The organism is Shewanella sp. FJAT-51649, from assembly GCF_019457435.1.
GTDB lineage: Bacteria > Pseudomonadota > Gammaproteobacteria > Enterobacterales > Shewanellaceae > Shewanella > Shewanella mangrovisoli.
Genome location: NZ_CP080411.1, coordinates 3,370,449 through 3,383,309 on the forward strand (window position 1 = coordinate 3,370,449; position 12,861 = coordinate 3,383,309).

General features: G+C 37.2%; 10 protein-coding genes and 1 pseudogene. 3 read left to right on the top strand and 8 right to left on the bottom strand.

Annotated features, from left to right (window positions below; all coding sequences use genetic code 11):
- Positions 1-83: 83 nt before the first annotated feature.
- A complete protein-coding gene (locus K0H59_RS14870; protein ID WP_220053562.1) occupies positions 84-1,319 on the top strand; it encodes an integrase domain-containing protein in 1,236 nt (411 codons plus the stop codon).
- Between the two features lie 121 nt (positions 1,320-1,440).
- Positions 1,441-1,689 (top strand): AlpA family transcriptional regulator, encoded by a 249-nt coding sequence (locus K0H59_RS14875; RefSeq protein ID WP_220053563.1) that lies wholly within the window; start codon positions 1,441-1,443, stop codon positions 1,687-1,689.
- 885 nt (positions 1,690-2,574) lie between these two features.
- Here the strand turns inward: K0H59_RS14875 and K0H59_RS14880 are convergent.
- The 5 genes from K0H59_RS14880 to K0H59_RS14900 all read right to left on the bottom strand — a co-directional run bounded on the left by K0H59_RS14880 (position 2,575) and on the right by K0H59_RS14900 (position 8,225).
- On the bottom strand, positions 2,575-2,841 hold the full coding sequence (locus K0H59_RS14880) for a hypothetical protein (protein WP_220053564.1): 267 nt from the start codon (positions 2,839-2,841) through the stop codon (positions 2,575-2,577).
- Positions 2,842-3,539: 698 nt separating this feature from the next.
- Complete coding sequence (locus tag K0H59_RS14885; protein WP_220053565.1) at positions 3,540-3,743, bottom strand: hypothetical protein; 204 nt, start codon at positions 3,741-3,743, stop codon at positions 3,540-3,542.
- A gap of 222 nt (positions 3,744-3,965) precedes the next feature.
- Positions 3,966-4,448 carry a hypothetical protein gene (locus K0H59_RS14890; protein ID WP_220053566.1) on the bottom strand — a complete coding sequence of 161 codons (483 nt, stop codon included), beginning with the start codon at positions 4,446-4,448 and terminating at the stop codon, positions 3,966-3,968.
- Between the two features lie 27 nt (positions 4,449-4,475).
- On the bottom strand, positions 4,476-7,478 hold the full coding sequence (locus K0H59_RS14895) for an RNA-directed DNA polymerase (RefSeq protein WP_220053567.1): 3,003 nt from the start codon (positions 7,476-7,478) through the stop codon (positions 4,476-4,478).
- Positions 7,479-7,847: 369 nt separating this feature from the next.
- Positions 7,848-8,225: a hypothetical protein gene (locus K0H59_RS14900; RefSeq protein ID WP_220053568.1), complete on the bottom strand. Its 378-nt coding sequence runs from the start codon at positions 8,223-8,225 to the stop codon at positions 7,848-7,850.
- Positions 8,226-8,608: 383 nt separating this feature from the next.
- Here K0H59_RS14900 and K0H59_RS21295 point away from each other — a divergent pair.
- Positions 8,609-8,730: pseudogene (locus tag K0H59_RS21295) on the top strand (transposase); the annotation flags it as partial.
- A gap of 363 nt (positions 8,731-9,093) precedes the next feature.
- Here the strand turns inward: K0H59_RS21295 and K0H59_RS14910 are convergent.
- The 3 genes from K0H59_RS14910 to dpdK form a co-directional block, all read right to left on the bottom strand.
- Positions 9,094-9,387 (bottom strand): hypothetical protein, encoded by a 294-nt coding sequence (locus K0H59_RS14910; protein WP_220053569.1) that lies wholly within the window; start codon positions 9,385-9,387, stop codon positions 9,094-9,096.
- An 844-nt stretch (positions 9,388-10,231) separates the two neighbouring features.
- Positions 10,232-12,334: a protein DpdD gene (dpdD, locus tag K0H59_RS14915; RefSeq protein WP_220053570.1), complete on the bottom strand. Its 2,103-nt coding sequence runs from the start codon at positions 12,332-12,334 to the stop codon at positions 10,232-10,234.
- Complete coding sequence (gene dpdK, locus K0H59_RS14920) at positions 12,331-12,858, bottom strand: phospholipase D-like domain-containing protein DpdK (RefSeq protein ID WP_220053571.1); 528 nt, start codon at positions 12,856-12,858, stop codon at positions 12,331-12,333. Before dpdK ends, dpdD begins: the two co-directional genes overlap by 4 nt.
- Positions 12,859-12,861: the final 3 nt, after the last annotated feature.

The window sequence follows — 12,861 nt, forward strand, 5'->3', positions numbered from 1 at the left end:
GTCTCATTCGTCTAGTAACATTACTAGTAACACGCACTATGTTGTAGACATTTTCGTGTTACATCAAAGAGGAATGTGTCACTATGGCTAAGCAAATCAAACCCTTATCTACCGCTCAAATATCAAGAATTAAGCCACAAGAAAAGGAATACTCCATCGGTGATGGTGATGGATTATTTCTCCGCGTCATGCCAAACGGAACGAAGTCCTGGATCTTCAATTACATCCATCCGACAACAAAAAAACGCAAAAATATTGGTTTAGGAAAATATCCTGAGATCACTCTTGCATCCGCCAGGGAGAAAAAGCGAGAGATGCGGACATTAGTAGCAGAAGGTATTGACCCAAAAACACACCGAGATAACCAACTCGTTTCAGCTCAGATAGCTCAGACATCCACACTTCTTGCAATTGCACGCGAGTGGATCGAAGTCAAAAAGCATGACATCACCCCAGATTACGCCGATGACATTTGGCGCTCGTTAGAGCGACATATATTTCCCAATCTTGGCAATCTACCTATTGATGGACTCACAGCTCCAATCGTCATTCAAAATTTGAGGACTGTTGAAGCAAAAGGCGCTCTAGAAACAGTTAAGCGTGTATGCCAGCGTTTAAATGAAATCATGAACTACGCGGTGAATTGCGGAAGACTTCAATCAAATCCTTTATCTGGTATCAAGTTTGCGTTTAAAAAGCCTAAGTCGACTCACATGCTCACGATAAAACCAGAGCAACTTGGTGAATTAATGCGGGCAATGTCACTCGCAAACATCAAGCATGTGACACGTTGTGCTTTTGAATTTCAACTCCACACGCTCACTCGGCCAGTCGAGTGCGCCCGAGCAGAATGGAATGAGATTGATTTTGAGAATGAAATTTGGACTATTCCTAAAGAAAAAATGAAGAAGAATCGCGATCATAAGATCCCAATGTCTCCTGAAGCATTGAAGTTACTTGAGTTCATGAAAAAAATTTCGTTTGGACAGAAATATGTTTTTCCAAGTGATCGAAATCCTGGCAGCCATCTGAATAGCCAATCTGTCAATATGGCATTAAAACGTGCCGGAATGGAGGGTATTTTAGTAAGCCATGGTTTAAGATCTATCGGTAGTACGGCTTTAAACGAGCAAGGATTCAATATAGATGCGATTGAGGTTTGCTTATCTCACGTAGATAAAAATACAATCAGAAGTGCATATAACAAAGCTGAATATATAGAAGAGCGTCGCCAAATTATGAATTGGTGGAGTAACTACATAATTACTGAGACAAAAAATTATTTTTCCCTTGCTACATGCCCAATATTAATTAAATAAAATAATCAAAACCTAACAGAAATCCTTATTTTGTCAATATAATTATTAAATTAATTATTGATAAACAAGTTTCATATGTGTATATTTCCGCTTAAGCAAAAACAATAATAAGAGCTGAAATATGAACATTGAAATTAAAATTGAAAGAAAAAAGCAAGTTTTATCGAGAGTTAAGTTTTCGAAAGCAACATTACATAGATATATTAATTTAGGAAAATTCCCGCCTGCAATTAATTTAGGTGGCCGGGCTGTTGGATTTTTAAAGCATGAAGTAGATGCATATCTAATCGCAGCTGCTAGTGGTGAAAACTTAAATGATGCAGTAGATAAAATATTATCAAATCGCAAAGAGTTATTATGTAAACATTAAACAATTGCATCAAAATTATATTCAACAACTAATATTTTATAAAAATTTACCTAATAAGTCAGAAATTTATATCATTTCTGACTTATTTTTTATTTCTTAGCTTTAACTATAAGTATTCAAATAACAGCAGTTAGAAAAAGCTGTAGCAAACAACTGGTCTTTCTTCTGCGCAGCAGGAAAATTAGTACTAATTAATAATACTTTTATCACTTAATGTCTCTCAGGGATCGCCTGGTAAGCTAGAATACGCCCAAATTGATAATAACAGAGTAATGAAGTAGTAAAGTGTCATAACTATTACACTTTAGCCATTGAGATAGTCATCATCTGGCCAAGAACGTGGTTGAGAGTGTCATAACTATTACACTTTAGCTTTGAGATAGTCATCATCTGGCCAAGTATGTGGTTGAGAGTGTCATAACTATTACACTTTAACTTTAGCTTTAGCTTTAGCTTTAGCTTTAGCTTTAGCTTTAGCTTTAGCTTTGAGATAGCCATCATCTGCCACGTACGACGTGAAGAGTGTCATTATTATTACACTTTCCTGCTATCGGCTAAGTTCAATTAGCGCTTGTGACAAAGAAAATATTCGTAAATTTGTAGCTCTATTCTGGTAAAACCTGATAATCCATTGCTATATACCATGACTGTGTCAAGACACAGTCATACATAAAACCAGTTTTACTTTCCAAGGAGAGCTAAAACATAGTCGATAGTTACAAACTGTTTGACCGGATAAGTGTAATAATTATTACACTTAAACTTTATGATTATGTTGAGTCTCGAATTATGAACGAACGAAATAATGCAATTATTTATTTTCTAAATATAAAACTATCAAAAATAGCTTCGAAACTCCTTTTTTAAACATAATGCCATATCTAACTAATTGCTATAGCCCTTTACAACATGTCCACTTTCAGCATCTCTTATCATATGAAAGCCATCACCTCCAAAAAAATCACTTAAGGAATCTTCTTCATCAACAAGGCAGGGGTCGAGATCAAAATGACAAGATGTCTCATGAAGAATATTAACCATAAACTCTGAAGTATCCTCCAGCGCAATCGGTGCACCATTTTTTTTGTTAGCACTTAAAATCGCCAAAATGACAAAATCGAGTATTTCATTATTTCTTATATCTAATTTCATTTAGTAACCTTTTTTATTTTTTAGAAATTATAACAAACATCACCCATTGTTCAACCATTTAAATAGATATAATTTAATTTTATACAGAAAAAGACTAACGAACCTAACCCAACCAATAACAAAGATGATAAACAATACTGTGAAGTTTAAATGAAATATTAATAGGAATTAATAAAATAATAAAACTGCCTTTGATAAATAGCCTGAATTTTTAAAACATAAGTTGCTCTGGTAGATGAGAAAATCATACTGAACTCTCAACAATTCTCCATCTGGTGGCTACCATAATGGGATGCATAAAAATAAAATTTCAGCAATTAAAACTTCATCGAGAAAAAATGCAGCAAACTAAGCAAAGCTTACAGTGGACAAAAGCGCTTTAGAGACGCTGGCTCGGGCCGGGACAAACCCGAATCGCAGCTATGCCAGTAAGTGACTTGAGCTTCACTTCAAAACGACTAAGCAGCATTGCGACATCGCAGTTACTTTACAAGACAAACAACAACTTCTGCATTTTAATGTTTATTAACATGCAGAAACCTCGTGTTTACGCGCATATTTTCGCTGTTTCAGCAGCAAACTACAGCAAAACGCGATTTAACTGCTGTTATGCACATAAAACTGCATAACTACTCAGTTTTTGAGTGCGTCGTCACTCTAAAGTCTCGTTCGTGTCATAGCTAGAGTGTCTTAACGCATCAAACGCTCTCTATAGAGAGAATAGCATCACTCACATCAGCAAAGTGCTGACCGATGAACTCAGTGCTGCCATCGAGTGACGTTACTGTGACAGAATTAGGAATGCTGCGGCCTGAGCTATTGCGGCGCTGGTAGATGGCGAACGCTCTTTGTCGCCAATAGATTTCCATCAAGAAGGTTTTCGTACCAATATCACTGTCCATGTGTCTGTGTCCTTAAAATGACCATCTAATGATCACCAACTTCTCCTTCGCTGGCTTGTAGCTTAATCATAGCATAGTGTGAATAAACGATTAGAAATGAGGGGACAAAAACGGCTTAGAGTTGTAAACCAAAGCCGTCGTGTATGGATTAGTTGAATTTGGGCGAAGCGAGGTTGTCACAGTCCTTAAATTCAGTGAATACTTAGATATGAAAATGCAATTCTATTCACTTATAACTTTATTAATCAATGACTCTAAATTGTCGTTCCAATGCCCATCAGAAACAGTGCTAGAACTTTTTAAGTGACTTGCATGTCTTGATAATTGGGACTCGATAGTTTTCAACCACTTTTCATTATCATCATTTATTTCAAGAACCTGTTCAAATGAAAAAAGCATCGAAGAAACAAACCAACAGTATTTTGCGTATTCTTCGTTTCTTTCATCTGGCTTTTCCATACCAAGAGAAAATGCTGGATGTTCCATACATAGATGTAGATATTGCTGATATATACTATTTGCAGTTGAACTCTTAGACTCCTTGACACTCGAAAGTAACTGCTTATAAGCAATTTTTGCAGCAATTATTGCAACTATAACAGCTGTTACTGTCGCGATGTCTGAAAAAATACTCAGCCATTTAAGCCAAAGACCAACATCGAGTAAAGCAGACCAACCAGTTTTAAAACATGTTATATTTTCCATTTGAAACCTATAAATTCACTTCTTTATCTATTTTCTAGAATTCGACATTTTGAATCCAATGGGAACAGGTTTAAATTCAGATTTTTCATCTGTCATTATTCCTTTCTTTTGAAACTTTCTAAGTGTCGTATAGTTTACTTCTGCGATAACATGAGTGTCAGAGAGACCACCTTTAACTCTCACAGAATCACGCTTATAGTCGGTTCTGTAAGGAGCTCTTACTCTACTATCACCATAAGCTCTGTTATTCACTTGAACCACAAATGAATGTGTATCATGTGAAGCTCCCTCTACAAGAAAACTGAATGTCTTTACATCAGGATTCCACTCAAGAACAAAGAGACAATCAACTTTCCCTTGAAACCTGACTCTATTTAGTGGATTTGTTAAGTCGCTACAAATAATCGAGCCAAAGTGAAATTTCCCATGCTTGTATACAGGGAAAACACTAACATCAGAATTAGGCTCGAATAGTTTAAGTGAATTTTCACTAAGTGACTTTCTTTCACCATGGGAAGGAGAGTGTTTCGGTTGCAGTACTAAAATATTACTATGGTATCCAGGCCAATTTGTCGACAATGAAAGTAAACAATCATTACGAACAATATCTGTTCCATTTCTATATTTATAGTACTCAATGCCAGCAATTAAAGATATTTTTTGTTTGGCGAGATTTCCAGCAATATTTACAGCCCATCGCCTAGGTAAAGAACACTCAGGAAAGACAATGTAGTCACATTTTCTGTTTGACTTCAATATATCATTTACTAACTTATTTATTTTCTCGTATCTTTTTAAACTTATATCTGGCTTGCCAGATAATGCTAACTGGTACTGTGTATTAGTTGTTTCAAAATTTGTTAGTGCTATGTATACACTTGACTTTATTTGACTCGGTACAGCTAATACTACACCATCATCACATCGTTTTTTGCCGATACTAAATTTGGGGGTTTTAGCCCCTCTTAGTCCAAGAATACTATCTCTGAACAACTTATCTTCTTGTTCATCGAACACTTTTGGGCAAATAATAGCTATCTCTTGTATGCTTAGCGGGCGAGTAGGAAATGCTAAAGCGGGCCAATGTGGTACTTTTAACTCAGCCGACTCTCTGAATTTCTTAATTAACGCCAAACGCAGTATTTTTCTTACGCTTATCCCTCTTGGCACTTTGGTTATACTAATGTCGTTTTCTTGCGTGTAGTACCAATAATCTTTGTATGAACGACACCCGAAGTCAGCTAAAAGTAGACTGTAGCTCAGTGCCTTAATCTGTGATTTGGTGAGTTTTTTTTCATCATAATTTGAGAGTACATTTAGCTTAATCAGCAACTTTCTTAGAGCTTCCCATTTATCAAAGTTATTTGTTGTAGAAGATTGCAATGCGACTTCAATAAGTCTTGCGAAGAAGTATTCGCTACAACTATCTAACTCTGACAATGTCGATTTATCAGTAGTTTCACCTATCAGATTCAAACACTCTGACAGTTTGTCGACAAAATTATCTGCGCAATGAAAATCACCATTTGTAATCATCAACTTGAAGACTCGATGTAAGTACCCAAAAAGGTCAAATAATCCTTTAGGTGTCAACAAGTAACGTTCTACCAACCCATAGAATTCAACTCTTACTTGTTTCCATTCTTCGCTTGAAAGGTCCTCTGAATAGCTTTCAATATCTCTCAGAAGTAGTGATAATCCCAATCTACGCACCGACACACCATCAGCTTTACGGAGAGCATCTGCAATCAATGAGGCATCTTCCGAAGCAAGCAGCGTTTTGTTTGCCATTTCCACTGAATCTTTGGGAACCTCAGGAAGCATCCTATATTCACTGGATTGTGCCTTAATTTGACCTGCAATTTGGTCAATAAAGTCCAAACCGTGCTTACCTGATAGTGAAAATATTTTTTGTTTGCTAGCTGTAAATTTCAATACGCTATCGGCAGCATAATTAAATCTGAGTCTTAGATCAGGTTGCTTACCTATTTCGCGATTAATTTTTAAACACTCTACATGTTTAGACATGTATGCAAGAATTGCGTCTCCATTAACAGCCAAATCATCTGGCGTCTTAAAGACTAAAAATATATCATCAACATATCTACCATAGTATGAAGGGTCGAGACCTTGTTGTATCTGGACATCGAGTTCGTACAGGAGAACATTTGAAATTACCTTTGAGGCTGATAGACCTACAGGTAATGCTCCTTCCTCTCTTTTTTTAAAATCTGGAGTCTCCCTATACCAACTTGTAATGGAATTTAATAGAAGTGTCGTAAATTTCTTTTCATCTCCATTTAAAACAACATTAATTTTTTTTAAAAATGATGGTCGGAGAATAAAATTAGCGGATGCGTTATGATAGAAACTCGCAAGATCCATTGTAATAGCAGTAACTGAATGCCCCTCTTTGATGAGGTTTTTCATTTCAGCTAGGCCTTTATTCCTCCAGTTTTTATAAGCTGAGAAATATGGAGAAAATAAACCACTAGAATCATTGTTAATTTGACCATTATAAGGACCAAAGTCTTCAAACACATGCTTTTTCCGCCTTAATCTATTTCCATAGGACAAATTTTTATCTAATCTAGCTTCAAATTTGTGCCCTACTTTTAGAATCCATAAGGCTGATATAATTTGATATTCTACACTTGGGGATTGAATTAAACGATACTTGGGATTTAGACGTTTCTTTTTATTTTCTTCGAATCGGCGTTTCCAGTCCTCAGTCGGATCAACAGAGCTATAGTGAACATTTAGATTATTATTCCAAGAAGAGTCGTCAAGAGATTTCGGTACATAATGGTACTTTCCGATAAAATTCGTATCTTCCCACCATTCACTCTCACCATTAATAATCATAGAGTGTAGTTTTACTATATTATCATTAATCTCTTTCTCAAACTCACTAAATGCAATAGCATTGGGGTGAAAGTTGTCGAAAAAAGCTTCAGCTTTTGCTTTCCTATAAGCCAAGTAAACATCTGCTACTGTGATGTAGTCTTTACTGAACAATTTTCTCTTCATATCACCACCATAAAATCACTAAGATAATGATTTTAAATCAATATGTCCTGAATTGGAAATTTTGATCCTTTGGGTGTTCTTAATTCATTGAACAGTGAAAGTGTACTAGCTAGCAAGTGGTTGCAGACCAAAGTTTCTGAACACAGCCTATGCTCACTTTTGAAGTTTCTCCCCACTTCAACTGTCAGTCATGAGGAAAAGTACTGCGATTGATGTGGCACGCTCCGCGACAAAAAATGCCTTAACAAAGAAAGGGGCTAGCCGAAATAGCTTCAGCCTATGCCACTACAGCATCGTAAAATGAGAGTTCAGTGATAAATCGAAGTTCAAATCAATCTACGGAATCGGTGTCGATTCAGAGCCAAATCTTTATCTGTCGCCCACAAAAGTCTCTAAATCGCATTCACGTAAGATGGCGAAGCTATATTCCAGGGCATTATTTAGCTGTTCAATCAACGCTGGCTCACCAAATTTGTAAATATCAGGAATCCCCAATACGATAATTTTATCTAAGAATTCCAGACCGGTGTGCTCTTGAATGCGGCGTAAATGCTCATCTTCCATCACAAAAACAACATTTGCCCATTTAAGTAGCATTTCATTACACAGCGTTGTGCCATGTCGGAGGCACTCTTTTTCACTCAAACCTGCTGAACGATATTCATTGGCAGGATTTATTACTGAAAAATGCGCTTCTGCAGTCTTGCTACGATTAATATTAGAAGTACATAAAAACAAAACATTCATTGTCCAATCCCCCTGCTTCGCAGAGAATAAATACCATTTAATGAATTAAGATCAAAATTAAGCCAAATATTCCAACGTTGGAAAAACCAAAAAAAATCACATAACACTCTATTTTTAAATAAGAAAATTGGTAATTTAGTTTTTTAATTAATTACCGGGATTGGCGATTTATTAACCAGCAAAAATCACTAAATGATGAATTCACAATTTTCTGAATTTAGTTTAGTGACACTCTGAACATTATGAAACGGCTTTGTTTCCAAAATCGGTTGACCTAATTTTGATGCCGATGATCAGATCGGCATCATTTACTGACTCACCCAGCTATTGTACCTAAACCCTTCTACCAAACGACCAACTGGAAACAATACAACTAAGCCTTAATCAACCAAGGTCAATCACCTCCTGGATTGGTGAAGAAGCTATCGCCAGTTGGCAAACCAAATCAGAGCAAGGTAAGAAAAGTCGTCCACGATTTTATAGTGATTTGTCCATTACAATCGCTAAAACCTGTAGCAAACAACTGGTCTTTCTTCTGCGCAGCAGGAAAAATAAATTAGTAATAATGCTATAACTATCAAGTCGAGACTCGTAAGTTTGAGAGCGCTCAAATTGGTAATAACAAAGCAATGAAGTAATAAAGTGTAATATTCACTTTAGCTGTTGAGATAGTCCTATCATCTGGTCACGTACGACGTGGATAGTGTAATAATTATTGCACTTTAGCCATTGAGATAGTCCCGTAGAGGCTGTAATAACTATTACACTTCAGCTTTTTAGATATTCCTAGGTAATCCCTCCTTCAATAACCGGCGTAACTTTGCTGCGTCCGGAGCCGAGGGCTCGTAGCTGATTGACTCGTTAAAACTCATAGCTCTCGGATCACGATATGCTCAGGTTTGAAGATGTTAACCTGGCCAGTTTCATATTCTTTGAGTCTCCAACGATATCCACCATGGCGTATATATTTGACAGCTTCGGAAACCTCCGTTACACCGGGTACTTTATTCTCTGCCTTCTGGATCTTGTCACTGCCATTCTTTCGTTGAAGATCTTCCGAAAAGATTGGAAACGTTCCATCCTGCTCTCGATAAGGAACAAATACTTTATCGATTACTTGCCCTTTCATTCCGAGCGCATAAATTATGTAGTTTACTGCCATACTTTCCCTTGAGCTTTAACGTCTTTATTATCAACCCTGTCGATAACATTACCATCTTCCCATTTTAAGTCTATAAGATAGACATCAGGTAATCTGAAAAAACCTCTTCATCTTCAGTTCTTTCAAACAAAGCAATGAAGTAAAGCAGCGTAATAATTATTACACTTTAGCCATTGAGCTCATCCAGCAGGCCAAAACGTAAACAAAAAATCTACCATTTAGGCTCAACTAGATATCATTCTAAAAGGAGCGATCTTTTAAACTTCCTTCCCATGAAGAATAGTGACGAGTCACTTGATTTTTTTTACACTAAATTCTCTGATGGCATCATTCAGATTAGTTTAAATTTATATCGCTATTAAAAATTCAGGTAATACCTTATTTTTAAGACAAACCGTCTAGTACCTCAATCTCATTAAAGATATATCTATACTGGAGCTAAAATCCTATCGAAATAGTTTTATTTATTCCTAAAAATGTGTTATAACTATTATAACGTTTATAATAATTTAAATATTATATAACTAATATAAGGAGCACAGCTCCTTAGTTTTCTAAATTGATGGTCTCCAGATAAATTTCACACAAATTTTTAGTGTCACCAATGACAAATGCGCTGCCATTCGTGGCAAGAGCAGTGTCATTAATGACAAATAGTGTGCCATTGCGTCACACTCCCCTAGAGTGGATTTAATATTTTCTCGCACTCAATGAGAGTGGATTCAAATTTTTTCGCACTCACCGAGTGTGAAATAAAAATAGAAAAATTGCAGTTATTCAGACATATTCAGAAAGTTGCCGAAGGGAGTTTATCTGCCCCCCCCTCAGCTCAATTTTATTACAATCAATCCTTTAATTTTGATATGAAAGCTCGGATTATTGATGTAGTCCCCTTACCCTGGGTATAAATGAGATCATTGCGGATCTCAGATACTGGATAAAATGCCTGATGTTTTGCGCTTGCTGCGACGAATAAGAAATAATCAGCCTTTTTAGCCAAATTCAATAATTTTGAAGTGGCACTGTGATCATGATTAACCTCTACATGCAATCCTGCATAGCGGGCCTCTAGCATCACTTTAGCTCGACGAGTAGCACCTTCAGTTAAGCTATAGATTGCTAAGCTCTTGCCTGATAAATCAGGTACGGCATCAACTTGGACGTCATCGTCAATAACATCAGATGGAAACGAATCCGCAGTTCCACAAATATCCTCGGCCAACAATCTCAGAACATCAGTAACATCGCAACCCAATCGGCGCCACTTGCTTATCGCAAGGGATTGTAGGTCTTGCCAGAGATTAGTCACAGACTCAGGAGCCAATTCAACCTCATCCAATAACCATTCTACAAATTCGGTAGCTCTCTCAATTGCAACAATTGAACGATTCTTCTCAAACAATAACTGATAAGCCTCTATTCCACGAACATATTCAGATTTAGTTAATTGACCTTGCAACAAATGCTCAAACAATTGCTGGCATAGCGTTAAATCTTCCACATGAACAGTATCGTCTAAGGCTAGTAACTCAAGGAAACGAACTAATAATTCTCCCTGACTATATAATTGATGTTTTTGAGTCCAAAGCAGCCACATCGGTAGCATATTCCGAAGTAATGAATTTTGTTGAGGGCTAAGATTCGCGATTAGAACTCTAAGTAGACGATTTGGATCGTAGCTTTCAATTGGCCATTGCTGAAAATGCTTGGTAAGTTGCTGCAACAAATTTTCACTGGGATTCCTCTCTAATTCATCAAGCCAACGACTCCAACCGCCAACCTGTGCATTTAGATCCTCGTTAAGACTTTCAAGTTGTCCTTTTATCGGTATTGCTTGTTGCAATTGTCGCAGAAGAGATTCCGGTATTTTTTCCAACACCAATTGCAGTTGCTTAGGTGTAAGATTTTCTGAACCAGTATTTAGTAGTTTTACAATATCACTTAGGGATTCAGGCTGACTTACTTGTTCTGCTAAAGGGGAGCTTCGAGGTTTAAGCTCTTGACCAGTGATTGCAAATACTTCACTAATGAGTTGTTCATCATGTAAAACATTTGGCCACCCTTTTTCTCCCAATAACGAAGCACCACATCCCCAAGTAAGCCAAATTGGTTTATGGCTTTCATCTCTAGCAAGGATTGGTACGCGTCGAAAAAGTGGCTCGAATTGAGTTAACTTAGCTTTCAAAACAGCTCTATCACTCTCATCATGATAGTTATCTATAGCAGTATTTTTAAGAGCTAGTAATAACCACTCTACTAGAGCATTGGGCAATCTTCCCCGCATTAAAGTTTCCAACTTTGAATGCTCTAATAGCAATTGCCACTTCCCTAAATACCCAAGCCGTTGTAATTCAATCAGTATTAGGTTTTGATGGGAAACTCCACCACTCAGACGTAACTCATCCAAATATTTCAGACTTCCAAGATCATCTTGATTGACCAGAGTAGTCAATAAGTTACGGAGAATCTGGCCAACTGGACGCTTGATTGTAGATAAGATTGGAGGACGCCTATCCAAAAGAGTTAAAGTATCTGCAATCCCATTAACCACTTGCTTCAAAGCATTCTGCATTTTAACTTGTTGGTCTGCAGGTATTGGAAACATTTCAAGACGGAGCACACCATCTTTGAAATGTTGCAACAACACCTCTTCTGTCAAGTTATTGGGGCGTGGAATCAATAGAACTTCAGGATAGCTGTATACGCTGCCTAGTCTAGCTTTCAACAATCGTTGCAACTCTCGAAGTACTTTACCGTCTTGGCAACAAGCGTAAAACCACCATTGCTTTCCATTAGTCCACGGCAACACCTGCAGTGCTTCTCCAGCAAATGCTCGGTCAAGCAATGGTTGCATTAATTGCTTTAGCTCCGGCTTTCGGTTCTCCAATATATCCAAAGTAAGTTTATTCGGAGCACTAAAAAAAGAATCTATCCAAATACTTTTCACTCCAACTCCCTAAACTGGTATTGTTCTTCGAATTCAATCAAAGCCTCAGAAATTATTTGAGGGTCATTGCTCAATACCAAATGTTCATCGTTAATGTTTGCCCCACTGTAGGTGAAATTCATCGAGCCTTTCAGAAAAAAGCTTTTACAAAGCATCCCTTTTGAATGAACTTCATCGGCAAACAAACAACGAAAATCAACTCCTGGATGTAAACGATGCTTTAATCGATCTACAAAGTTTCGATTACGAGGCTCATCTCTAGTCACTAGCATTAGAGATGTCCCTTGATTGATAGCACAAGCAAGTACTTCCTCCCATCCAACGATTCGCTGTCCCCATGAAGGCTCAACAGCATCCCAGTCGCCGCCTCGATTGTCTAAAACATCAAAATCACTGATCCAAGGTGACACTAACCACAAAGGTTGGGGCTGAAGAATAAGGGCCACCAATTGTGAACCTATAACCTCTTTTGTTTGCCGTTGGCCAAGGGGCCCATGAAGAAAAATTTGTCTTTGCGAAATCATGTT